Consider the following 24,717-nt stretch of genomic DNA (forward strand, 5'->3'; position numbering starts at 1 on the left):
TGCGCATCCTCCAATACAGTTAATACAATATAAAATCCCCGGCCCTCATGTCTAGCGAATAGACATAGGGACGGGGTTAATCCGCGGTTCCACCCTACTTGCTTATAACTTATAAGCCGCTTTATTCAACATGCTCCGAAGCGCCCTTCCTAATTGTCTTCTCGCTCAGCTCCCACCATTCTGAACTCGCTATAGAGATTTCAACAGTACTCCTCTTCATCTTCGCATAAACTTATAATATTCTATGTCAAATAATAAGGGAAACTGTAAGACCTGTCAACTTATTTCACTGAATTCAGTTGACGTAAAAATCTTCTCGATTTCAGGAAGTATCCTCCATAATAATCATAATAGTTATCTAACAATTGCCTGAGCAGTTGTTTGTTTTCCTCTTTTACTGATATACTGGTTACTTGCTTAAGCTCAACAGTAGAAAAAATATGTAATAATTTTGCAACAGCATCTGGTAATAAAACAGCTTGGGGGTCCATGCTTCGACAAGATGAACATAGTAGCCCCGCCTCTTTAATAGAGAACGCAAAAGGAAGATGTCGTTGTTTGCAATTTGAGCAGTGGGTCAATGTTGGAGCAAAGCCGCCTTTCTTATATAGCTTTATTTCATACATCATAAGGGGAATACGAGAATCCTCCTCTTTTTCAATCCATGACATAGTTTGATAAAGCTGATCGAAAATAAAAGGATCTGGCTGTTTATCATCTAATAATTTATCCGTAAGTTCGACTGCATAAGCTGCGTATGCAGTCTTAATAATATCTTCACGAATGGATCGAAAGGAATAAAGAATATCGCCTTGTTGTATCGTGCTTAACCCTTTGTTTATATACATTAAAAATTCAGCGTATATGAATGGCTGCGTTACAGCAGCCATTCTGCTCTTTGGCTTTTTTGCCCCTTTTGCTATTGCTGAGAGCTTCCCAATTTTTTTACTATAAATCGTTACAATCTTATGCGTTTCCCCGTAATCTCGTGTTTTTAATACAATACCTTGTATCTTTTCAAGCAATTAACTTCACCTTTCTTACTAAGGAAGCTACTTTCATTAGCTACAGTTATTTACAACTTCGTATCGATTGGAGTTCTGTTTTGATCTTCACGTTGTCTAGGTCTAAGAGGGTTTTGTTCATTTTCTAACTCTTTCATTAGCAAATAGGTTTCAATATTTCCTGTTTGACTAAATAGTTTCCAGGTTAAATCGATCACCATAAACCCCACCTTTCTTCAATATTTGAAAATGGAACCTATTATTAGAATGACCACAACAGATAAAAGAATTAGTATAAAAATTTACCATGTATTTTGTTAAAAAGGATGTTTAAAAATTTCGAGATACCATGTGTTTTTTATTTTTTTCCAAGTAAATTCTGACTAGTCATGCTAACGTTCACCGGCTACGGTATACTCCCAACTTCTCTACTCTTTTAATCGTTTCTTATATGAAGCATGTAAAGGGAAAATGTCGTTCTATTAATATTGTCAAGTCTTTAATATTCGTCACTACGGAAACCAAATTCATGGAGCTGACTTTGTTTATTACGCCAATCTTTCTTTACTTTAACCCAAAGTTCTAAATAAATCTTTGTGCCCAATAAAGCTTCTATGTCTTTGCGCGCAGCTTTGCCAATTTTTTTTAACATACTTCCTTGTTTACCAATCAATATACCCTTTTGTGTTTTTCTTTCAGTAACAATGGTAGCCTGAATAAGCAACTTATTATTTCCGTTTTGGTCCACATTTTCAATGACAACAGCTATAGAATGCGGAACCTCTTCTCTGGTAAAATGTAACACCTTTTCTCTTATTAGTTCGCTAATAATAAAACGTTCCGGATGATCTGTGATTTGATCATCAGGGTAGTATTTTGGACCTTCATCCAGCTGTTGCTTGATAACTTCAAGCATATGAGCCACATTATTTCCATGTAAAGCAGAAATCGGAATAATTTCAGCGAAATCATATTTATCCTTGTATTGTTCAATCAAGGGTAATAATTCATCAGGATGAATAAGGTCTATTTTATTTATAATTAAATACACAGGTCGATTTACTTTTTGTAATAAATCGATAATATATTGATCTCCTTTTCCATACCCTTCCTTAGCATTTATCATAAATAAAATAACATCTACTTCATTCAGCGTATTTTCAGCCGTTCTTACCATAAATTCTCCAAGCCGATGCTTTGGTTTATGAATACCAGGTGTATCAATAAAAATCATTTGCGCATCTGGCTGTGTTAACACGCCTTGAATCTTATTCCTTGTAGTTTGCGGTTTATCACTCATAATAGCAATTTTTTGTCCGATTGCCTGATTCATAAACGTTGATTTTCCAACATTTGGTCTACCAATGATTGCTATAAACCCAGATTTAAATGGTTTGTTCATGTTGTTGCCTCCGCGAATTTTAGATATGCTTAATCATATAATACTACAAAAAAGCACTCATTTCATATAATCGACAAAAGCTTTAAAAACTTTTGGTTCTTCTCTCAACAATAGCATTTTTATTGACAAATTTCACGTTTAACTGTGGACCAAAACCACTTTTATCAACATTTTATTCCCTTTTTTATATTGTTAAAACATTTAGCATATCAAGCCTTTAATATAAACTCACTGTCTAGTTACACTTATATGTAGCACCCTAAATGTTCACCCAGCGGATGAAGCTTCTATGATGTTAATTAACGCAGCAAAAGCCGGCTACGAACTGTTGCTCTATCGTTAGATTGCGGTTCGTAACCGGCTTTTATACGATTGATATAATCTTTGGAATAAAGATAATACAGCCAATGGCAGCGGCAGCAATAGCCGCAATAAGTACCGCCCCTGCTGCCATATCTTTAATTTTTTTAATAGCTGGATGAAATTGCAAACTCAAATAATCCATTATCGCTTCTAGGGCACTATTGATCATTTCAGTAATTAATACATTAGTAATAGCAACAATGATAACAACCCATTCCAGCATACTAAGATGTAACAGCGTCCCAGCAAGTATAACAATAACAGCAGCTAATAAATGAAGCTGAAAATTTCGTTCATTTCGAATGACAAATAAAATCCCCTGCCAAGCATAAGCGAAACCAATAAACTTCTGTTTACCTTTCAATGCCAAATTCACCTAAAATAACTTTTTGTCTTGAGAACATCTGTTGTTCATCTTCTTTTGTCATATGGTCGTAACCAATTAAATGAAGGAAACCATGCAGTGCTAAAAAACATAACTCCCTTTCTAAAGAATGGTCGTAGCTTTTCGCTTGCTCTTTTGCTTTGTCAACAGATATGACTATATCTCCAAGTAAGAGAGGAAGGTCTTCATCTAGAATATCAATTTCTCCTTCCCCATTTTCCTGCATAGCAAAAGATAGTACATCAGTCGGTTTATTTATTTGTCTATAATTACGATTCAACGCTTGAATTTTTTTATTATCGACAAAATTTATGGAAAGCTCTGCCTCCTGCGAAACTCCTTCTTTATCAGCAGCGAATGTAATAAGCCGTTGAATCATATCAATATAATCACTCTCAACAGAGTTCGTATGGTCATGGAAATCAATGTACACTTACTTTACCTCCTTCTCAGGATATTGAATGCGGGAATGAAAAATCCCTTTCAATGTTCCACAGATTGTTTCTTGAATCGTATGCAATTCTTTTAATGTTAACGGACACTCATCAAATTGTCCATCTGTTAATCGATCTTGAATAATAGAAGCAACAATTTGCTCAATTTTTTCTTCTGTAGGTTCTTTTAACGACCTTACTGCCGCCTCAACAGAATCGCAAATATTAATAATCGCCGTTTCTTTTGTTTGTGGCTTTGGACCTGGATAACGATAAGCTAGTTCTTGCACCTCTTCGTTTTCCTTTTTAGCCTTCATATAAAAATACTTTAATAACGATGTGCCATGATGCTGTTTTGCAATATCAATAATCTCTTTCGGAAGTCGATATTTTTTCAACATCTCTGCTCCGTCATATGGGTGACTAATAATAATTTTAGCACTTTCCTCTGGTTCGATAAAATCATGTGGATTTCGAATTGCTAATTGATTTTCAATAAAATAATGAGGTGCAACTGTTTTTCCTAAATCATGATAATAAGAGCCCACACGTGCTAATAAACCATTTGCTCCAACTGCTTCACAAGCAGTTTCACTTAAATTGGCAACCATAATAGAATGATGATAGGTTCCCGGTGCTTCTGTTAATAGTTTTTTTAATAACGGATGGTTCGGATTTGACAATTGAAGTAATTTTATATCTGATAAAATTCCTAAAGCTGTTTCAAAATATGGTAGTAAACCGATCGTTAAAACTGCTGATAAAAGTGCTGATGCGGTAGCAAGCGATGATTGTATAAAAATATCACCGAGGGCATATTTCTCAAACGACAGAAATATAAATAATAGTACGATAACAATATTAACAACCCCAATACCTAATCCAGCTTTTACAACAGCAAGTCGATCCTTGACGTTACGCAAAAAGAAAATAGCTGCCAGCTGCGAAAGTAAAAAGTAGATACCAGTCTCAACATTTAAGGAGCCTGGTATTTGATTATTAAAAATCATACTGCCTAAAATTGCAAATAGACAACTAAAAATGATGGCTGTTCGTTCATGAATGAGCTGTTTGATTAACAAGGCTCCAGTAGCAATTGGCATCACGTAAAACAGCTGATTTACCTGTGTTGTATAAATGCTTGCGATTTTCATTAAGGCAACCATGATCACACTAATAATAGTGAGTGTGACAACGGTTCGATTATTTAATTGCTCCTGCTTTGCTAACCAATTCATTTCATGAGCAATTACACTACAAATAAGTAAAATTAATAAAGATAATCCAATTACTGGAAATAAATTTCGTTCTTTATCCAGTACACCAACAAGCTTTAGCTTTTCATATACTTCGTTTGTAATAACCTGTCCTTCCCGAACAATGATTTCTCCAGCCCGAATTACTACTGGTTCAACATTACTAGCTGCTTCCTTCCTTGCATTTGCAGTTTCATCGACATCAAAAAATGAATTCTCAACAACTGCAAATTCACTTAATCGAGTTAGCGCTTCTTTTAAATTTGCATCTAACTCAGCATACTTAATATCTTGTTTCAAATTAGAGATAGCACTTTGAGTATTTTCTGTGCGCACGCCATTATTTAACGTATCAGATAAAGAATGAAGAAACAGTTTTTCTCCTTTATCTCGTTCATCCTTTGGCACTTGCATAAGCTGTAATAGTAAATCATCACTTACACCCTCTTTGATTTCCGGTGATAAGATTTGCTTTAGTTGTTGAATCTTTTCTTTATTTGTAAGCGGTTCTAATTTACCTTTATCTTCTTTACCAGATGTTTTCAACTCTTCTTCAAGTTTAGTAATGGCCGCAAAAATTTCCTTTGTATATGCAATTCGTTCATCAGTAACCTCTTGATCAATATTATATCTATCTTCAACAGACTGAACGGTCTCTCTTGTCTTTCGTTCCGTTTCCTGTTCGTTTTCTATCGTTACAGGAGAGCGAATCGTTTCTTTTGCTCTACTGAAACGTTCAATTTCATAAATTTCTGTATGTACATTATTAATAGTCAAAAAAAAGAAAAACAAGCCTAGCAGGAGAGTTGCAACTGTTATAATGCTCCACTTACTGTATCGCTGTTTAAATACAAACCAACTACGTGGGTTAAATTTCTTTTTCTCCACTGCGATCCTCCTCTCCTAAGCAAATGATGCAAATAAGACCCAGTGTTCGGGCCTTACCTGACATCAGTTACTTATGCTTATCATAAGCTTCAATAATTCGCTGCACGAGTGGATGCCTTACTACATCCGTTTGCTCTAAATATACAAAGCCGATTCCTTTTACCTCAGACAATAATGAACTTGCAACTATTAACCCTGATTGTACCCCTTTAGGCAAATCAATTTGTGTAATATCTCCAGTAATGACCATTTTCGAACCAAAACCCAGTCGAGTTAAAAACATTTTCATTTGTTCCGGTGTGGTATTTTGTGCCTCATCCAAAATGACAAACGCGTCATCCAGTGTTCTACCTCGCATATATGCAAGTGGTGCTATTTCAATCGTTTCCCGTTCGATAAGCCGCATCGTATGCTCAGCACCTAATACATCATGTAAAGCGTCATAAAGTGGTCGTAGGTACGGGTCTACCTTTTCTTTCAAATCACCCGGTAAAAATCCTAAACTTTCACCAGCCTCAACTGCAGGTCTTGTTAAAATGATCCGCTTGACAAAACCATTTTTTAAAGCATGAACAGCCATAACAACAGCTAAATATGTTTTTCCTGTACCAGCAGGCCCTATTCCGAATACAAGGTCATTTGCTTTTATAGCAGAAACATATTTCTTTTGTCCTAACGTTTTTACACGAATTGATTTTCCTTTTACATTTTTTGTTATCTCATCTTCAAACAATGTTTCAAATTGGTTGATTTTATCTTTTTTTGCTAAATCTACTGCATACACTACATCTCTCTCTGTAATCGTTAATCCTTTACGAATAACAGATAGCAATGCTGATAATATATCTTGAACTAAAGTAACCGTCTGTTCCTCTCCAGAAACATGCACAAGTTCTCCTCTTGTAGTGATGGAAACATCAAGCAGCTCTTCAAGTTGATGAAGATACTTGTCATTATTTCCAAACAGTGCTAATGCTTCATTTGGACTTGTTAATTGTAAATCAATTACTGTAAGATTTTCTGGCATACTCAATCTCCTTGACCTAAAGGTTGTGCTTCAACAATATTTTCCTCTACACTTATATATAAGTGTAGTTTAACTTTACCATTCTGTATAGATTCATGCAAAACTTTTTCTGACAAGATTTTAGCTTCAGGACCTAATTGTAGTTTTAATTGTTCTTTTGCTTGTTTCATCCCAACTTCTATTGCTTCTTTTTCTGTTCGCTTATAGTTAGTATACGTTTTTTCATAAAGTTTTGTTTCAATAAATTTTATAGGCAAGTCCCATTTTAAAAAACGAAGCGGTTTTTCCATCTCTTCTCGATAAATTTCAGTAAATTCAGGAGAGCCAAACCCCCATACCGGTAATTTAACATCGCTAAAGGCAATATGATATTTTTCTTCCTGATTACCAGTTAGGCGTTCCGTACTTGTTTCTAGTGGTACTGTCACTTTAACTTCATACCATGTAGTAGCGGTTATTTCACCATCGGCAGCAACATACCTGATTTTCCTTTTCTTATCTTTTTTTTCCTCATTATTATCTGCTTCCATACCCATCTTTCCTGAAACAAGTAAGTCACCCTTTTCAACAAAATCATGCACTTCTACTTGCGCTACTCCTTGGGAAACATACATCTTTTTGATAATCCCCTTTTTTGCTGCAATCAAGTTTCTTGGATTCTTCTTCTCTTCTTCCTTCACAACAACCTTCTCCACACCTTCTAAATAAAAAGTAGTGCCCTTTTGGTCAATCCCCACCCACAATAACTCAGGAACATCATCTAATAACTGTTGCTGAATTTCCTTTGGTGAATCAAGTGAAAAAATCCATGATCCAGGATGAATACCGTATTGATTTAGCTGTTTGTTTATTTTTTCTTCAATATCTTTTGGGACGCCTGTAATTTTTACTTCCCACACGATATTAGATAACCCAAATATAAGTAACATACTTAAAATAAAAGCAATAATTAATTCTTTTTTTCGTAAATAACGACGGATAACAAATGGGTAACCCTTTCGATCGATAAACTTGATTTTATAATTTGTTCCTCGCCTTAAGCGTTTAATATGTTTTACATCTTTTAACCGGATTGTACCGTTACAGGTATCACTTTTGGGTTTTGTGACATTCCAGATGCGGATTCCATAACTTGTACAATGCTGGAAAAAAAGCTCTGGTTTGTTTCCACTAACGGAAATTGTGACAGAACCTGTTATAATGGATTCTTCTTTTTGCTTCATGTCCTCCTCCTTAATCGTCTGGTATAAAAGTAATATTTTTGATAGTACCCTCTAGCAATATCTCTTCTGGAAGCATTAATTTTAATACAAATGATGAGCCGGTAATCCTAATAAAACCTTTGTTCGCTCTTAGTTTTAATTCGCTATCAGAATACGTAGCTACACCCTTATGATTTTCAATATAAACATGTATATGGCCAATTACAGTAATTCTAGGAAGTTCAAGTACTACATCTGAAGGAAGTGCAAAATATTTCGTTAACCATGGTCGGATTCCTTGATGCCATTTTTTCACAAATGCAGCCCCCTCTCACATTTATATTTATGAAATAACAGAAGAGATAAGAACAGTTAAGGAGAAAAACTAGCAGTGAAGCAAAAAAATATATGGATAAAGCGAATACTACTTTCATGAATTCCTTTGGGAGTTCAAGAATTGTAAAGAATACGAGACGATTAAGTAGGAGGTAACGGTAGCTGCATGCCCATTGTTTAGGTCGCCAGGACAAGGAAAGCTTCTCGAATAAGCATCGCGGTTTTTCAAGGGCAAGGAAAGCTACGTCAGCGATAATTCGCACGCAGAAAAGAGCTCTTCTTTTCAAGAAGAAAAAAGCGAAAGCGTTCGGGTAAGCGACGTACAAACAGCAGAACTTTTGTAGAGCTAATGGAAACATACCTCTAAAACAGGGGTATGCCGATGATAGGCGGCAAGCCGCTTTTAGTTGGCCTTCCTTTAGATTCAAGCCGATGTTGACTTATCGGATGAAGAAGAACAGAGCTTGCTATCAGCACGAGTGCTTCAGCTAGACCATGCTTACTATGTAGAAACGAAAATAATTTCGAAACAATGAAAGCCATTTGGCGCATACACCAAATGGCTTTCATTGTTTCGAAATTATTTTCTTCGTTCAGCCAAAACACTACGATAAGGCTTTTTCGCTCTTGGCGGACCTAACACTTCTGCCATAATAATTCCATTAACCAGCCCTTTTTGCGTCAAATTACTTGAAACTTGACGTTTCATTTTCGTTCTTAATTGATCGCTCTTAGGTTTGCTTTTTAGAGATCGGTTTAAAGTAGTAGAATACGCACTACTGGAAAACTCGTCGACGTTTTCCATAAAGCTTGTTTCAACTTGTTTCACTAACTGATCCATTTGTGGTTTTAGCTCTTGCGTAGAGGTAGTGTTTGTCATAGTAGGAGCTTCCTTTTTGGGAAGCTGCCGCCGTTTTGTCGGATCATGCCATTGCCTTTTCATTTCCCCGCCAAAAGGAGAGGTTGGTCGATTTTGACGTTTTGGTCTTGTATCTTTCTTTTCCGCTTCTTGTTCTTTTGAAATACTGTTTTTTAAAAATCCAATAACCCCTGCAACGATAGCTAAAACTACAAAAATATTACTAAAAATCAGGTCAACAATCTCTTCCATCAAACCCCCTCCTTTTCGATTGCTGAACGTTTAATTTTGTTCATGGTCATCGCTGTTATTTTTGGTAAGCTTTCCTATAGAGCCTCGCATATCCGTATCTGCATCAATATTTTTGTAATTCATATAATCCATTACGCCAAGATGTCCAGATCTTAATGCTTCGGCAAGTGCAAGTGGTACATCTGCTTCTGCTTCCACTACTTTTGCACGCATTTCCTGAACTCGTGCAAGCATCTCCTGTTCTTGAGCAACCGCCATCGCACGACGCTCTTCCGCTTTTGCCTGTGCAATATTTTTATCAGCTTCAGCCTGATCCGTTTGCAGTATTGCCCCAATATTCTTGCCAATATCTACATCAGCAATATCAATGGACAATATTTCAAAAGCAGTACCTGCATCTAAACCGCGATTTAGTACATTATGAGAAATGGAATCAGGATTCTCTAATACCTCTGTATGAGAATGAGAGCTACCGATTGTACTTACAACACCTTCTCCGACACGGGCAATGACTGTTTCCTCTCCAGCACCCCCGACGAGTCGGTCAATATTAGCACGGACAGTAATCCTTGCTTTCGCTTTTACCTCAATTCCATCCATCGCAATTCCGGATATAAAAGGAGTTTCAATTACTTTTGGATTAACACTCATTTGTACTGCTTCTAAAACATCTCGTCCAGCTAGGTCAATTGCTGCACCGCGTTGAAACGGAAGTTCAATATTAGCACGATGCGCAGCAATCAAGGCATTTACAACTCGATCAACATTTCCCCCTGCCAAGTAGTGACTTTCCAGTTGATTTGTTTTTACATTTAAACCGGCTTTATGGGCTTTAATTAACGGATTAATAACTCGACTAGGTACAACTCGACGCAGACGCATTCCTACTAGTTGAAAAATCCCTACCTTGACCCCGGCAGCTAAAGCACTGATCCACAACATAATTGGGATAAATGTAAATAAAATAGCTACAGCAATTAAAATAACCGCAATAATAATTATCGGCATTAAACTTTGCAAGTCCATTTTATAACCTCCTAATTTATATTTGTAAAACTTCACACTATCGGCCTACCAATATAAATGAAGTTAAACAACTAATTCATTTGTCTTACTACAATGCGTACACCTTCGACTTTAACAATTTTCACCTTTTCATTTTGATCAATGAATCGACCTTCCGATACTACATCAAGTCGTTCATCATCAAAAACAGCAGTTCCGGCCGGCCGTAATGGTGTCACTGTAACACCTTCCAAACCAATTAATTCCAAGCGGTTCACAGAGGAAACATAACCCAGCTCGGTACTCGTTTGATCCTTAAGAATAATATGCCGAAAAATCCCTTTATCCATGCCGATTCGGCGAAATAAAATCACAGAAACAATAATGGACAATAAAAAGGCAATAGCAATACTCATAGCCATATGCCCAATATCATAGCCTGACATAAACAATGAACCTATTACCGAAGCCGTCCCAAGGAGTCCCAATATTCCTCCAGGAACAAAAAATTCTGCAATAATTAGCACGATACCTAAAATAAGCAAAATAACTGCTTCCATTCCGGCTAATCCTGCTACAATATGACCATAAAAGAACAACACGAGGGAGACAAGTCCCATTATACCTGCTACCCCAAATCCTGGTGAATATAATTCTACTACTAATCCTAAACTTGCTAGAGAAAGTAATATTGGGATAACGACCGGATGAGTTAAAAACCTGGCAATCTCCTCAGCTAAAGTTGGTTCTTTCTCCACGACTGTTGCATTTTCTAAACCTAAATCCTGAAGAAGCTCTTGTCGATCTGCAACCGTTCCTTCCGAATAACCAACTTTTATCGCTTGGGAAGGACCAAGCGTTAAAAATTTTCCTTTGCCTGCATCTAATTCAGGTAAATCAATGCTTTTATCTGCCATTGCCATTGCGTATAACGGGTCTCTTCCTTTTGATTCAGCTGCACTCTTCATAGCAGCTATCCAAGCTGATTGGGCCTTTTCATCAGCAGCGTTTCCATCTGAAGTAATCACACCACTTGCCCCCATTGTTGCTTGCGGTTTCATATAAATATAGTCCGTATTTAAGGCAATATAAGAACCTGCAGACAAAGCCTTATTAACAATAAATGATGTTGTAGGAACTTTAATATCTTGTAAAAGGCGGGCAATTTCTCCTGCTGAATCAACTCTACCACCAGGTGTATTTATTTCAAAAATGATGTGATCGGTTCCTTCTTCCACAGCCTCTTTTATTGCTCTGGTTAGAAATGCCTGTAACCCTCTTTCTACTTCTTTTTCAATTGGAATAACATGAACAGATTTCCCACTTCCTTTATTTGCATAGATTAGGGTTTCACTGTTAAAAGCGATGTAGAAAAACGCACAAAACAAAATAAAATATGTAATAAATCTGTTAGCAGGCAAATAAATTCACCCCCTTTAATATGTATTAACTAATACGAATAATTTTAAAAATGGTTTCAATTTAAATGGAACTATTTTAGAAAATCTTGGCTTGTGCCAAGTCTTTATGGCGAAAGCTATCGTTTTTCTTATATTATAAACCATAAAGTTTCATACTTCCTATAGTATAAAAATATACCATAAAATAACTTGCAAGCACACTCTGTTTTATTCTTACTGATTAGTCTACCTAAACAAATCGATTTTACTACGTCGAATTACAATCCACGCTAAATTTCATTGGGCTTAAGGTATACGAAAAGACCCTAATCAATTCACTGACTAGGGCCTTTTGTTAGTTACTCAACTGTTTTTGTACAAGTTTATTAATTTGTGAACCATCTGCTTTACCTTTTACCTTAGGCATAATCGCACTCATTACTTTACCAATATCTTTTTTTGAAGTTGCATTTACTTCTTCGATGGTTGACTGAACAATTGCCTCGAGCTCTTCATTTGTAAGCTGTTTTGGCATATATTTTTCCAAAATATGCAATTCTGTTTCAGTTTTTTGAACAAGATCTTCGCGTTCAGCTGATTTGAATTCTTGGAGGGAATCTTTTCTTTGTTTTACTTCTCTAGACAAGATAGTTAATTCTTCGTCTTCTGATAATACATCTTTTCCAAGTTTAATTGATTCATTTTGTAAAGAAGCTTTCACCATACGAATAACACTAAGGGTCTCTTTGTCTTTATTCTTCATCGCTTGCTTCATATCTTGATTTAATTTTTCAAGTAATGTCATCTATTGCACCCTCTTTAGAATTTACGCTTTCTAGCAGCTTCAGATTTCTTTTTGCGGCGTACACTTGGTTTTTCGTAGTGTTCACGCTTACGATATTCCTGCAATGTACCGCTTTTGGACACACTACGCTTAAAGCGACGAAGAGCATCTTCAAGAGACTCGTTTTTACGAACGCGAGTTGTATTTGACATGCTAATTTCCCTCCCTCCGAAGCACAAAACAGATTGTACTAGCATATGACTTTCAATTCACATGCTTTTTAAAGTATAATATAATCCTTTATTTTGGTCAACTGCTTCTAACCAAACTATAGGTATTTTATGCTTGTTTTAATAAGAAGTTTCTCCTTTTTCTCCTTTTATAATCGAAACACCAGCACTTGCTCCAATTCGAGTTGCACCTGCTTCAATCATAGCTTTCGTTGTTGGTAGATCACGGACGCCACCAGAGGCTTTTACTCCCATATCAGGACCAACAACTTCACGCATTAAACGAATATCTTCAACGGTGGCCCCTCCGCCAGAAAACCCTGTCGAGGTTTTTACATAATCTGCTCCTGCTTGTTTTGCCAACTTACAAGCACGAATTTTTTCGTCTTTCGTTAATAAAGAAGTCTCAATAATTACTTTTGTTAGTGCTTTTTCCTCTGCAGCCCTAACTACCGCTTCTATGTCTGCTTTTACAGTTTCGTCGTCACCAGATTTTAAAGCGCCAACATTAATAACCATATCTACTTCTGTTGCACCATCTTTAATTGCTTGTTTTGTCTCATTCACTTTAATAGCAGTGGTTGTTGCTCCAAGTGGAAAACCAATGACTGTACAAACTTTAACGGATGTAGTTTTTAATTTATCGTAGCAATAAGAAACCCAATATGGATTAACACAAACAGAAGCAAATTCGTATTCTTTTGCCTCATTTACAATCTGATCAATTTTCTCTTTTGTTGTATCTGGTTTCAGTTGCGTGTGATCAATGTACTTTGCTAAATTTTTAATCATTTTTTCCTTCCTTCCTAAATTAAGTTGTACGTACCTCTTAAGTATCATAGCATTAATTAGTATAGAAATCTATTCACGAGACTAAATATGATTGACGAATTTTCTTAAAAGCAATTGAAACTAGCTCTAAACGAGAATGCCACAAAACTAATAAAAGCGAAAAACTTGACGTCACGAACTGCTAGCCTTACATAGATTTAGTAAGCAAGCGGTTAGCAACGTAGGGAACTGAACAGCTTCTGACGAGATAAAGTGAACCTTCATTCAACTCCTTTTCCCTTAGAAAACCGTGATGTATCCCTGTCGTAGCAACTCTGTCCTTGAAAAACCACGATGCCTATTCAAGAGGCTTTCCTTATCCTTGGAAAGGAAAGCACTTCTGCGTGCGATGTATTTGCTGACGCAGTTTTCCTTGTCCTGTCGAACGGAACGAATCGGGCATTTAAGTATCTTTTCTCTACTTATTTTCTATAACTCTTGAATGGGGAGTCTTACGGCACCTTACATGAATGATAAAGAAACATGTCACTAAAACAGGGGTATGCCAACGCCTAAGCGGAAAGCCCATTTTAGGTCAATCTTCCTTTAGATTCGAACTGACGTTGGCTTACCGTAGATAGAAGATTAAAGTTTACTAATGCTTGAGTGCTTAAGCTACTTTCAAAAATGTATGACTATGAACAAATATTATACATTCCTACTTAATTAAGAAAAGCAACCCGATCACTTTTGACCAGGTTGCTTCTATTAATTTACCTTGACATTTTCATATGGAAAATCATCTAATACGCGTACAAACGTTCCTTGATTCAATGGATAATCTGCTTTAGCGATTTTAACACGAACAAGCTTTCCAATCATATCTGGAGTACCATCAAAGGCTACCTTTAAATAATTATCTGTATATCCAATAAGTTGATTTGGATTATCTTTATCCGTAGAGTGCTCTTCAGGAATCACTTCTAGAACTTCATTTTCATAATTTGCAGCATATTCCTTCGCTAATTGGTTAGAAAGTTCAATCAGTTTGTGGACACGGTTATTTTTTACTTCATCATCAACTTGTCCATCCATTCGAGCAGCAGGAGTACCTGTCCTGCGCGAGTATGGAAATACATGTAACTCTGAAAATCCAATTTCTTTAATAAAATCATATGTTTCTTGGAATTCCTCATCGGTCTCACCAGGAAATCCTACAATGACATCCGAAGTAATTGCTAGGCCGGGTAAGGCTTGTTTAAGCTTCATCACTTTTTCCTTGTAATAAGCGGTAGCGTACTTTCGGCGCATTCTAGCTAGTACAGAATCAGAACCTGATTGTAAAGGAACATGGAGATGTCTTACAATCTTTTCCGATTGATCTAAAACGTCAATCACTTCATCTGTAATTTGACTTGCTTCGATCGAAGAAATACGAATCCGCTTCAGTCCATTTACTTTTGTTTCTAAATCTTTTAGAAGCATAGCAAAGTTATAATCTTTCATATCTTCACCGTAGCCTGCTGTATGAATACCTGTTAATACGATTTCTTTGTAGCCTGCATCCACAAGTTTTTGCGCTTGTTCAATTACGTTCTTTGGATCTCTGGAACGAAGCAGACCGCGAGACCACGGGATGATACAAAACGTACAAAAATTATTACATCCTTCTTGAATTTTTAAGGAAGCTCTGGTACGATCTGAAAACTCAGGAACATCCATTTCCTCAAATACCCGGTTTTTCATGATATTGGATACACCATTAACTGGTTCTTTCGTTTTCTTATGTTTCTCAATATAATCAATCATATGTTTACGATCCTGTGTTCCAACAACAACATCCACTCCTGGTATTTCTAAAATTTCTCCAGGTGACGTTTGAGCATAGCATCCAGTTACACATACAACAGCGTCAGGATTTTTTCTGATTGCCCTACGAATTACCTGTCTACTCTTTTTATCGCCAGTATTCGTTACCGTGCATGTATTAATAACATAAACATCTGAATTTTTTTCGAAATCAACGCGCTCATATCCACGCTCCATAAACATGCGCCAAATACCTTCTGTTTCATAATGATTTACTTTACAACCTAATGTATGAAAGGCTACTGTTGGCATGTCTGACACCCCATTTCTTCAAAATGATACGATATGCTTGCTAAAGCATATAATACAGCAGTTTCTGTTCGTAAAATCCTCGGACCAAGACGAACAGCTTGAAAACCAGCTGCTTTTAATGATACAGCCTCATTTTCCGTAAAACCGCCTTCAGGACCGATACAAATAACTAAACGCTGTTTGTGCTTTAATGATGATAGAGCAGTAGCTAATGATCGGTAATCACTTGTTTTTGCTTCCTCTTCATAAGCAAACAACTTCAGATCATAGTTATTAGCTGCTTCCACCACTGCTTCTAACGATTTACAAACATTAACATTTGGTAGTTTATTTCGGTGGCTTTGCTCACTAGCCTCTTTAACAATTTTATTCCAGCGCTTCAGCTTTTTCTCACGACGCTTATCATCCCATTTTACAACTGATCGAGCCGCTTGAAAAGCAAAAAAGCTGGAAGCCCCGAGTTCAGTTCCTTTTTGCAATATCCACTCCAGCTTATCACTTTTTGGCAGGGCTTGTGCAACAGCAACCTCAATAGGCATTTCAACATTTTGGTCAAGCCATTGCGTAATATCTGCATAAACAACATCATTATCTAAAAAAGTTATTTTGCACACAGCAGCTTTACCATTTGGGTGATTACAAATAATTTGATCACCAATTTGGAAACGCATGACCCGTTTTATATGATGAACATCGTCGCCTATTATTTTTATTGTTTTATCCGACCATGTTTGTTCAGGAATAAAATATCGTTGCAATGGCTATCACCTTCTTCAGAAAAATAATTACTAGATCTTTTGTGCTACAATAGCAATCCAATCTTCCATTTCATTGACTTGGATAATGTTAAAGCCTTGTTGTTCGATGCGATCTTTAACCAATTGCTTTTTTGTTTGGGTAATTCCTGAAGTAATAAAATAGCCACCGGATATCAAACGATTCCATGCACTGTCTACAAAACGTACAATTACTTCAGCTAAAATATTAGAAACGATTAAGTCTGCCTCTACTGTGATATGATCTAATAAATTATTTTGTTTGGCAGTAATGCGACTATTTAAACGATTTAATTTTGCATTTAAAATTGTACTTTTCACGGCCACATCATCCAAATCATACGCATAAACATGGCTTGCTCCTAATAAAGCAGCCGCAATGCTTAAGACACCAGATCCAGAACCAACATCAATTACTTTATCTCCACTTTTAACGAATTGTTCTAATGCCTGAATACTAAGTACTGTCGTCGGATGCGTCCCGGTACCAAATGCCATACCGGGATCTAGCTCAATAATCAATTCATCTGTATCTACAGGTCTATAATCTTCCCAAGTTGGTGTAATGGTAATACGCTTAGATATTTTAACAGGTTTATAGTACTTTTTCCAAGCAGTAGCCCATTCTTCTTCATGTACTTCACTCAACGTAATTTGATTTCTTCCCAAATCAATATCGTATAGCATTAAGTTGTTAATAGCTTGCTTTATCTCTTCAACTGTTTCACCTAAAAAGCTATTTACAGGAAGATATGCTTTAATATAAACCCCTTCCTCCGGATAGTCTTCAGGATTTAACTCATATACCTCTCCATACTTAGACGAGTGCTCTTTCACTAGATCTAGTGCTTCTTCAATTACTAACCCGCTTGCTCCGTTTTCGTGTAAAATATTTGAGATTGGCTCGATAGCTTCATTTGTCGTATGAATACAGAGCTCTGACCACTTCATAGGAACCACCCTTTTCTATTTTCAAAAAAATTGTTTACTTCGCTTTATTGAAGAAAGTGAGTTAGCCAAAGCTATCAGGAGGATGTTCAAAAAGTCGGGTGAAAATGAAAGCTGAAAATTCATCGCTGGCTTGTTTCTTGTAGCCTTGTGCTTAAACTTATGCATTCTGCGAAACTACACCATCTTGAAAATTTGAATCGGCAGGACGAACTAGTGTCAGCATTGCAACAGAACGTTACGACCTTAGCCGTCCCAACCTTAGTCCCTTTTGCCTTCTTTTTAAAACACGCTCTATATACTGTCATTTTACACTCAAATGGAATTAAACTTAAAGTTACTCACTTTTAAAAGCTTTCTTAAATCGCCCAAATAACGAATTATCTTGTTCGTCAGTTGCTTGGTTTCCACTAATTTCGTTAAATTCACGTAATAATTCTTTTTGTCTTTCTGTAAGTTTAGTCGGTGTTATAACCTTCACTTTAACATGCTGGTCGCCATGACCATAGCCACGTACATTTGGTGCACCTTTTCCTTTTAAACGGAAAGTTTTACCAGACTGTGTTCCTGCTGGTATTTTCAGTTTTACTTTTCCGTGAACGGTTGGCACTTCTACTTCATCACCAAGTGCTGCTTGCGTAAAGGTTAGGGGCAATTCACAGAATATATGGTCTCCTTCTCGACGAAAAAATTCATGTGGTCGGATTTTGACAACGACAAATAAGTCTCCAGGAGGTCCTCCATTTATACCTGCTTCACCTTTTCCTGAAACTCGTATTTGTTGTCCCTCATCAATTCCTGCTGGTATAGAAATATGAATGGTTCGACGTTTTTTTACTCTTCCAGTACCACCACATGTTCTACATTTTTCAGGTATAATTTTTCCTGTTCCGTTACAGAAATTACATACTCGGCGATTGATCACCTTACCAAATGGAGTGTTTTGTTCCATATTTAATTGACCGGTTCCATTACAATGGGAACATGTTTTTATTTTCGTTCCAGGTTTTGCACCTGATCCGGAGCAAGTATCACAAGTTTCCTCTTTCGGAATTTTAATATCTGCTTCTTTACCAAAAATCGCTTCTTCAAAGGTTAATTCCATCGTATATTGAAGATCTGCACCTTGCTGTGGAGCATTAGGATCTCTTCTGCTTCCGCCACCGCCAAAAAACATGTCAAAGATATCGCCAAAACCGCCGAAATCTTGCGCTCCGCCAAAACCACCAAAACCTTGATTTTGTGGACCTGCATGACCAAATTGATCATACTGTGCTCGTTTTTGATCATTACTTAAAACTTCATAAGCTTCTTTTACTTCCTTGAATTTATCCGCTGCATCTGACTCTTTGTTTACATCTGGGTGGTATTTTCTTGCTAATTTACGATATGCTTTTTTTATTTCATCCTTTGTCGCATCTTTTCCAACGCCCAGGACTTCGTAATAGTCTCGCTTACTCACTTGATCACTCTCCCCGATACACACTTTTGCATAACTTTTATCTTACCACCATCTATGCTGACGTGGCAAATATCCACATAAACGAGTAACGTGTAAAAAGTCAAAGCCAAGAGGATCCCTGACTTTGACTTTTAAACTACAGGATAATGGAGGGGAGTTTAATTCAAAACTTCCCGGATCTAACTGCTCCTGTTTGTACCATTTATTTTTTATCTTCTTCATCGTCCACTTCTTTATATTCCGCATCAACAACATTATCGTCATTGTTATTGTTATCGTGATTGTTATTATTACCTTGCTGTTGTTGCTCTTTTGCCATTTGTTCATATAATTTCACAGAAAGCTGTTGGACTTGTTCTTGTAAAGCATCTTTCTTTTCTTTGATTTTTTCTATATCATTTGATTCTAATGCGGATTTCAATTCTTCTTTAGCAGCCTCAGCTTTTTGTTTTTCGTCTTCAGAAACTTTATCACCAAGGTCTTTAATTGTTTTATCTGTAGTAAAGACTAACTGATCTGCTTCATTTCGCAATTCAACTTCTTCACGACGTTTTTTATCATCCTCTGCATTTTCTTCGGCTTCTTTCACCATGCGTTCAATTTCTTCATCTGAAAGACCGGAAGAAGATTTAATGGTAATGGACTGTTCTTTATTTGTACCTAAATCTTTAGCGCGCACATTAACAATACCATTAGCATCAATATCGAACGTAACTTCAATTTGTGGAACACCGCGTGGTGCTGGCGGTATATCGGTTAATTGGAAACGACCTAATGTTTTGTTATCAGCTGCCATTTCACGCTCACCTTGTAACACATGAATGTCGACTGCCGTTTGGTTATCGGCAGCAGTTGAGAAAATTTGTGAATGGCTTGTAGGGATTGTTGTATTACGTTCAATTAATTTTGTCATTACACCACCCATTGTTTCAATACCTAAAGAAAGCGGGGTAACGTCTAATAATACAACATCTTTCACATCACCTCGTAACACACCACCTTGAATTGCTGCTCCCAGTGCAACTACCTCATCCGGGTTCACACCTTTAGAAGGTTCTTTACCAATAATACGCTTAATCGATTCTTGAACTGCCGGAATTCGTGTAGAACCACCTACAAGAATTACTTTGTCAATATCACTTGCTGATAAATTAGCATCAGATAGAGCTTTACGAGTTGGAATCATTGTACGCTCTACTAAATCTGAAGAAAGCTCTTCAAATTTTGCTCGTGTTAGTGTCATTTCTAAATGAAGTGGTCCAGCTTCTCCTGCCGTAATAAATGGTAAGGAAATTTGGGTTTGTGTAACACCAGACAATTCTTTTTTCGCTTTTTCAGCTGCATCTTTTAGACGCTGCGTAGCCATTTTATCTTTAGACAGGTCAATACCATTTTCTTTTTTAAATTCTTCTACCATGTAATCGATAATCACATCGTCAAAGTCGTCTCCACCTAGACGGTTATCCCCTGCGGTTGCAACAACTTCAAACGTACCGTCACCAATATCTAAGATGGAAACGTCAAATGTTCCTCCGCCAAGGTCATATACTAAAATAGTTTGATCTTCATTTTCTTTATCAATTCCGTAAGCTAAAGCAGCAGCAGTTGGCTCGTTAATAATCCGTTCAACTTCTAATCCTGCTATTTTTCCAGCGTCTTTCGTTGCTTGCCGTTCTGCATCATTAAAGTATGCCGGAACAGTAATCACTGCTTTTTCAACTTTTTCGCCAATATAATCTTCTGCATACGATTTGATATGCTGTAAGATAATTGCTGAAATTTCTTGTGGTGTATATTCCTTATCTTCAATATTAACTTTATAATCTGTGCCCATATGACGTTTAATGGATTGAATTGTATTTGGGTTTGTTATAGCCTGACGTTTGGCAATTTCACCAACTTGTCTTTCACCATTTTTAAATGCCACAACAGAAGGTGTCGTGCGGTTTCCTTCAGGGTTAGGAATAACTACTGCTTCGCCGCCTTCCATTACTGCAACACAAGAGTTTGTAGTACCTAAATCAATGCCGATTATTTTACTCATCATTATTTCCTCCTTAACTAGCAAAACGATTATTTATTTACTTTAACCATTGCTGGTCGAATAACGCGATCTTTTAGTTTGTACCCTTTTTGTAATTCTTCTATGACTATATTCGATGGTTGGCTTTCATCTTCTACTTGCATAACCGCATGATGTATATTAGGGTCAAATTCTTCTCCGACAGAAGCGATCTCCTCAGCACCTTGTGATGCAAGTGCTTCTTTAATCTGGTTATAGACCATTGTAATACCTTCTATAATACTAGCGGTTGCTTCTGTTTTTTCTACTTGCAATGCACGTTCAAAATTATCTAAAGCTGGTAATAATTCTTCAATCAGATCTTGTGACTTATATTTACGATCGGCTTCCCGTTCTTTCAACGTTCGTTTTTTGTAATTATCATACTCTGCTTGAATCCGTAATAAGCGATCATGAAGTTTATCTTTTTCCACTTCCAGCTCTTCTAACTTACGTTCTAACTCTGATGTCTCATCGTTAACGTCATTTGCTTCATCTGTTTCTTCGGTCTCAATGACTTCAGCAGATTCAACTGCATCTTCTGTCACCTGTTCTTTTATATCCATTCCTTCATCAGTAGCTGTATTTTCCTGTTTCTTCTGTTCCTCCACGTCAGACACCTCCAATTTAAATTAACCACTTTACACTATAACATGTTAAGCTCCAGAACGAAACAATGGGCTTTTACTGAACCTTGCCCATTGTTTGCTAACTCATTCATAACAAATGGACCTTAAAACCAAGTTACTCATTGTGTTTATACCACATATCTAATGCCTCTGTCATTTCATGAGAAAGGATGTTTAATAATGAGATGACTCTACGGTATTCCATCCTCGTCGGACCTAGCAATGCGATCGTTCCCATCTGTCCTTCAGCTAAATGATAGGATGCAGTAATTAAACTAAAATCCTTGATCGCTTCGATATCGTTCTCTCTTCCTATCGATACTTCTATGCCATCTTTTGCCTGCTTCAATAAGTTGGCAATCTCTTCTTCATTCTCAATCATTGCATAAAAATCACGTATCTTATCAACATCATTAAATTCTGGCTGCATTAACATATTTGACTTGCCACCAATATATACTTTTACTGGATGGTCTTGAAAGAAAATATTTTTCAAGTATTGATACGATTTATCTAAACTGGATACATACTTTTCAATCATGGCATCAATTTCCGAATTGAATTTTTCCGCTAATTGTAGAATTGGCACACTATGAAGCTGTTCATTTAAAATATTGACCATCTTTTCCAAATCAGAAGGGTTAATTTTCTCTGGAATGGAAAAAGTCCGATGTTCTACATGACCCGTGTTTGTCACAAGAATAGCAACAGCTGTATTAGGTGATATCGTAATAATTTGTATCTGTTTTAACTTCGTATCAAAAATTTCCGGTCCCAGTATAATAGAAGTATAATTCGTCAACTCCGATAAAACTTCCGCTGATATTTGTACAAGTTGTTCAAACTCAAAAAAGCCATCTTTAATAATGTGTTTAATCACATTACCTTCTTGTTTTAAAATAGTTGGCGAAATCAAATGGTCAACATAGTAGCGATATCCTTTCTCAGAAGGAATACGACCAGATGATGAATGAGTTTTCTCAAGAAACCCCATATCCTCTAAGTCTGCCATTTCATTTCGAATAGTTGCAGCACTATATGGAATAACTTCCTTTTTTGCAATAGCACGCGAGCCAACAGGGTGTGCTGACTTGATGAAATCATCAACAATGACTTGTAGAATCATTAACTGCCTTTTTGATAACATGATGATCACCTCTGTTAGCACTCATACCTTTCGAGTGCTAATTCTAATAATAAAGTATCAAATCAGCTTTTTTTTGTCAATAAAATGGCATAGTAACGATTGACTTTTTTCAGAACAAAAGCGAGAAGTGCTCAGTTAGCAATATACAAACTGGAGATAGCTGACGGGATAAAGTGAAACTTCATTCCGTGGAACGCTTTTTACACGGAATGTTAGTACCGCAAGAGTATGACCTAAAGGCCCTTGAAACAATCGGGAATTTAGGAGCCGTTTCTCATTTAGATTTCTCCGTATTCTCTATAATTTTGACCTCATTCAAGGATTGTTTTTTCTCCTTGTAGTGGATTAAAGACTAAGATCGCAAGCGTCCATGAAAAAAGCACTTTTAGCGTGCCATGTATTGCTATTGAAGCATACTTTGTTCTTAAAAAACACTTTTTCTTTGAGCGATATATCGCTGTCGTAGTTCTTCTTCCCCTTGACAAACCGCGATGTTTGCTAGTCGCTCTGAGCACATCAGCTACATAAAGCTACTTTCAAAAAACCTCATTATATAAAACGGTTATTATTTCTAGACAGACAGAAAAAACACCTGTATCAAAGCATACAGGCTATTCTTACAATCATTGACTATTTTAGCATTTCCCCTTCAAGTAAGAACCTCTCAAATACTTCATTAGCCAATAACTTACCTTCTTCCGTTAATACGATTGTATTGACATCCTCTATTAACCAGCCTTTTTGTATAAGTTCTTCAATGGACGAACGGTATACTTGATTCATTGAAATTCCAAATTTAGCTTTAAAATGATGTTTATTTACTCCTTGCATCCTTCGTAATCCAAGAAACATCTCTTCTTCCATTTGTTCTTTTTTACCAATGGAATCGATGTGTAAGATTGGTTTTCCATCTAGTTTCGCTTGTTTGATATAAGCGGGCAGTGGCCGAATATTGCCATAACGTTTACCGGGTAAATAACCGTAAGCTCCTGCACCAAAACCGTAATAATATTCATTATTCCAATAAGTTAAGTTGTGTTTGCTTTCAAATCCTGGTCGAGCAAAATTACTAATCTCATATTGTAATAATCCATTTTCTTTAGCTGTTAATTTTAAAATTTCATACATCTGTACTTCTTCCTCTTGTGCAGGACGATGTAGCTTACCCTTTTTATAACGTTGATAGAAAACGGTTTTGGGCTCAATTTGCAAAGCATATGTCGAAAGATGCGGTAGATTTAAACTCATTGCAGCATGTAAAGATGCTTTAAAATGAGCAATCGACTGATTTGGAAGTGCATAGATTAAATCGGTACTAATATTATTTATGCCATGTTTCTGTAGAAGTTCAATCGTATGATATACATCTTGCACGGTATGAATTCTGCCTAATTTTTTTAGCATGGCATTATCAAATACTTGAACACCTAAAGACACTCGATTAACTCCATACGACGTCAATAATTTTATTTTTTCCTCACTAAAATCTCCCGGATTAGCTTCAATCGTAAACTCTTCACATGCTGTTAAATCAAATTTCAAACTTAGTTGTTCTAACACTGCTTCTAATTGATCGACAGTTAAAGCAGTCGGGGTTCCTCCACCAATAAAAATGGTACGGATCTTTGTATTATTTTCCTTTACATAAGTGGAAATTTCCTGTTTTAACGCATCTATATAGTCATTTGCCAATTGTTCATTGTAAAAAAACTTGGTGAAATCACAGTAATGACAAATTTGCTGACAAAATGGTATGTGCACATAAACAGATTGAATTAAATTCATACTATACTCCTTCTTAACCTTTCATTTGGTTTATCGAATTAAACTCCTCTTAGAAAAATAGATTTATTAAATAGATAGAGCAGCATTTTTCAAACTTGTATGTATTTAGCAAAGTAGCCTTCTATTTTCTTTTAGGGGTTTTATAAGCCTTTTTCATCCAACATGTGTATTTGTGTATTTTATAATAGT

The 24,717-nt window shown here is 36.4% G+C and carries 23 protein-coding genes and 1 other annotated feature; all 23 genes read right to left on the minus strand.

The features are described 5' to 3' along the window. Window positions 1-63: 63 nt before the first annotated feature. Window positions 64-232: a binding site (T-box leader), on the minus strand. A 49-nt stretch (window positions 233-281) separates the two neighbouring features. The 23 genes from recO to hemW all read right to left on the minus strand — a co-directional run bounded on the left by recO (window position 282) and on the right by hemW (window position 24,528). Then, window positions 282-1,025: a DNA repair protein RecO gene (gene recO / locus BN1066_RS17860; protein WP_077320924.1), complete on the minus strand. Its 744-nt coding sequence runs from the start codon at window positions 1,023-1,025 to the stop codon at window positions 282-284. 50 nt (window positions 1,026-1,075) lie between these two features. Beyond that, window positions 1,076-1,222 carry a YqzL family protein gene (locus BN1066_RS17865; protein WP_077321543.1) on the minus strand — a complete coding sequence of 49 codons (147 nt, stop codon included), beginning with the start codon at window positions 1,220-1,222 and terminating at the stop codon, window positions 1,076-1,078. 281 nt (window positions 1,223-1,503) lie between these two features. Next, window positions 1,504-2,406: a GTPase Era gene (gene era, locus BN1066_RS17870; protein WP_077320926.1), complete on the minus strand. Its 903-nt coding sequence runs from the start codon at window positions 2,404-2,406 to the stop codon at window positions 1,504-1,506. 364 nt (window positions 2,407-2,770) lie between these two features. Next, on the minus strand, window positions 2,771-3,133 hold the full coding sequence (locus BN1066_RS17875) for a diacylglycerol kinase family protein (RefSeq protein WP_245799826.1): 363 nt from the start codon (window positions 3,131-3,133) through the stop codon (window positions 2,771-2,773). Continuing rightward, window positions 3,123-3,587 carry an rRNA maturation RNase YbeY gene (ybeY, locus tag BN1066_RS17880; RefSeq protein WP_077320930.1) on the minus strand — a complete coding sequence of 155 codons (465 nt, stop codon included), beginning with the start codon at window positions 3,585-3,587 and terminating at the stop codon, window positions 3,123-3,125. Before ybeY ends, BN1066_RS17875 begins: the two co-directional genes overlap by 11 nt. Next, complete coding sequence (locus tag BN1066_RS17885; RefSeq protein WP_077320932.1) at window positions 3,588-5,732, minus strand: HD family phosphohydrolase; 2,145 nt, start codon at window positions 5,730-5,732, stop codon at window positions 3,588-3,590. It lies immediately after the preceding gene. Between the two features lie 67 nt (window positions 5,733-5,799). Further along, window positions 5,800-6,759 (minus strand): PhoH family protein, encoded by a 960-nt coding sequence (locus tag BN1066_RS17890; RefSeq protein ID WP_077320934.1) that lies wholly within the window; start codon window positions 6,757-6,759, stop codon window positions 5,800-5,802. A gap of 2 nt (window positions 6,760-6,761) precedes the next feature. Further along, window positions 6,762-7,982: a sporulation protein YqfD gene (yqfD, locus tag BN1066_RS17895; RefSeq protein ID WP_077320936.1), complete on the minus strand. Its 1,221-nt coding sequence runs from the start codon at window positions 7,980-7,982 to the stop codon at window positions 6,762-6,764. A 10-nt stretch (window positions 7,983-7,992) separates the two neighbouring features. After that, window positions 7,993-8,277: a sporulation protein YqfC gene (gene yqfC, locus BN1066_RS17900; protein WP_077320938.1), complete on the minus strand. Its 285-nt coding sequence runs from the start codon at window positions 8,275-8,277 to the stop codon at window positions 7,993-7,995. Window positions 8,278-8,877: 600 nt separating this feature from the next. Beyond that, the gene (locus tag BN1066_RS17905; RefSeq protein WP_077320941.1) at window positions 8,878-9,408 is read right to left on the minus strand and encodes a hypothetical protein; all 531 of its coding nucleotides are present in this window, start codon (window positions 9,406-9,408) and stop codon (window positions 8,878-8,880) included. A 30-nt stretch (window positions 9,409-9,438) separates the two neighbouring features. Next, entirely contained in the window at window positions 9,439-10,434 is a 996-nt protein-coding gene (floA, locus tag BN1066_RS17910) for a flotillin-like protein FloA (RefSeq protein WP_077320943.1), read from the minus strand. Window positions 10,435-10,505: 71 nt separating this feature from the next. Further along, window positions 10,506-11,834: an NfeD family protein gene (locus BN1066_RS17915; protein ID WP_077320945.1), complete on the minus strand. Its 1,329-nt coding sequence runs from the start codon at window positions 11,832-11,834 to the stop codon at window positions 10,506-10,508. A gap of 334 nt (window positions 11,835-12,168) precedes the next feature. Next, window positions 12,169-12,618: a GatB/YqeY domain-containing protein gene (locus BN1066_RS17920; protein WP_077320947.1), complete on the minus strand. Its 450-nt coding sequence runs from the start codon at window positions 12,616-12,618 to the stop codon at window positions 12,169-12,171. Between the two features lie 14 nt (window positions 12,619-12,632). Beyond that, on the minus strand, window positions 12,633-12,809 hold the full coding sequence (gene rpsU, locus BN1066_RS17925; protein ID WP_019377991.1) for a 30S ribosomal protein S21: 177 nt from the start codon (window positions 12,807-12,809) through the stop codon (window positions 12,633-12,635). 138 nt (window positions 12,810-12,947) lie between these two features. Beyond that, window positions 12,948-13,619 (minus strand): deoxyribose-phosphate aldolase, encoded by a 672-nt coding sequence (deoC, locus tag BN1066_RS17930; protein WP_077320949.1) that lies wholly within the window; start codon window positions 13,617-13,619, stop codon window positions 12,948-12,950. A gap of 747 nt (window positions 13,620-14,366) precedes the next feature. Continuing rightward, a complete protein-coding gene (mtaB, locus tag BN1066_RS17935; protein WP_077320952.1) occupies window positions 14,367-15,719 on the minus strand; it encodes a tRNA (N(6)-L-threonylcarbamoyladenosine(37)-C(2))-methylthiotransferase MtaB in 1,353 nt (450 codons plus the stop codon). Further along, on the minus strand, window positions 15,707-16,477 hold the full coding sequence (locus BN1066_RS17940; RefSeq protein WP_077320954.1) for a 16S rRNA (uracil(1498)-N(3))-methyltransferase: 771 nt from the start codon (window positions 16,475-16,477) through the stop codon (window positions 15,707-15,709). Before BN1066_RS17940 ends, mtaB begins: the two co-directional genes overlap by 13 nt. Window positions 16,478-16,507: 30 nt before the next feature. Beyond that, window positions 16,508-17,446 carry a 50S ribosomal protein L11 methyltransferase gene (prmA, locus tag BN1066_RS17945; protein ID WP_077320956.1) on the minus strand — a complete coding sequence of 313 codons (939 nt, stop codon included), beginning with the start codon at window positions 17,444-17,446 and terminating at the stop codon, window positions 16,508-16,510. A 334-nt stretch (window positions 17,447-17,780) separates the two neighbouring features. Next, window positions 17,781-18,905 (minus strand): molecular chaperone DnaJ, encoded by a 1,125-nt coding sequence (gene dnaJ, locus BN1066_RS17950; protein WP_077320958.1) that lies wholly within the window; start codon window positions 18,903-18,905, stop codon window positions 17,781-17,783. 202 nt (window positions 18,906-19,107) lie between these two features. Continuing rightward, window positions 19,108-20,949, minus strand: a complete 1,842-nt coding sequence (gene dnaK, locus BN1066_RS17960) for a molecular chaperone DnaK (protein WP_077320962.1) — start codon at window positions 20,947-20,949, stop codon at window positions 19,108-19,110. Between the two features lie 29 nt (window positions 20,950-20,978). Then, window positions 20,979-21,578: a nucleotide exchange factor GrpE gene (grpE, locus tag BN1066_RS17965; protein ID WP_077320964.1), complete on the minus strand. Its 600-nt coding sequence runs from the start codon at window positions 21,576-21,578 to the stop codon at window positions 20,979-20,981. A 133-nt stretch (window positions 21,579-21,711) separates the two neighbouring features. After that, entirely contained in the window at window positions 21,712-22,743 is a 1,032-nt protein-coding gene (gene hrcA, locus BN1066_RS17970; RefSeq protein WP_077320966.1) for a heat-inducible transcriptional repressor HrcA, read from the minus strand. Window positions 22,744-23,373: 630 nt separating this feature from the next. Then, window positions 23,374-24,528: a radical SAM family heme chaperone HemW gene (hemW, locus tag BN1066_RS17975; protein ID WP_077320968.1), complete on the minus strand. Its 1,155-nt coding sequence runs from the start codon at window positions 24,526-24,528 to the stop codon at window positions 23,374-23,376. Between the last annotated feature and the right edge of the window lie 189 nt (window positions 24,529-24,717).

It is taken from the genome of Virgibacillus proomii, from assembly GCF_900162615.1.
Taxonomy (GTDB): Bacteria; Bacillota; Bacilli; order Bacillales; family Amphibacillaceae; genus Virgibacillus; species Virgibacillus proomii.

Excerpts from the sequence above, each read along its gene's own strand:
- dnaK (WP_077320962.1), bottom strand. The coding sequence starts at position 20,949 with ATGAGTAAAATAATCGGCATTGATTTAGGTACTACAAACTCTTGTGTT.
- floA (WP_077320943.1), bottom strand. The coding sequence starts at position 10,434 with ATGGACTTGCAAAGTTTAATGCCGATAATTATTATTGCGGTTATTTTA.
- deoC (WP_077320949.1), bottom strand. The coding sequence starts at position 13,619 with ATGATTAAAAATTTAGCAAAGTACATTGATCACACGCAACTGAAACCA.
- mtaB (WP_077320952.1), bottom strand. The coding sequence starts at position 15,719 with ATGCCAACAGTAGCCTTTCATACATTAGGTTGTAAAGTAAATCATTAT.
- rpsU (WP_019377991.1), bottom strand. The coding sequence starts at position 12,809 with ATGTCAAATACAACTCGCGTTCGTAAAAACGAGTCTCTTGAAGATGCT.
- hemW (WP_077320968.1), bottom strand. The coding sequence starts at position 24,528 with ATGAATTTAATTCAATCTGTTTATGTGCACATACCATTTTGTCAGCAA.
- BN1066_RS17920 (WP_077320947.1), bottom strand. The coding sequence starts at position 12,618 with ATGACATTACTTGAAAAATTAAATCAAGATATGAAGCAAGCGATGAAG.
- yqfD (WP_077320936.1), bottom strand. The coding sequence starts at position 7,982 with ATGAAGCAAAAAGAAGAATCCATTATAACAGGTTCTGTCACAATTTCC.
- BN1066_RS17905 (WP_077320941.1), bottom strand. The coding sequence starts at position 9,408 with ATGGAAGAGATTGTTGACCTGATTTTTAGTAATATTTTTGTAGTTTTA.
- hrcA (WP_077320966.1), bottom strand. The coding sequence starts at position 22,743 with ATGTTATCAAAAAGGCAGTTAATGATTCTACAAGTCATTGTTGATGAT.
- prmA (WP_077320956.1), bottom strand. The coding sequence starts at position 17,446 with ATGAAGTGGTCAGAGCTCTGTATTCATACGACAAATGAAGCTATCGAG.
- BN1066_RS17890 (WP_077320934.1), bottom strand. The coding sequence starts at position 6,759 with ATGCCAGAAAATCTTACAGTAATTGATTTACAATTAACAAGTCCAAAT.
- era (WP_077320926.1), bottom strand. The coding sequence starts at position 2,406 with ATGAACAAACCATTTAAATCTGGGTTTATAGCAATCATTGGTAGACCA.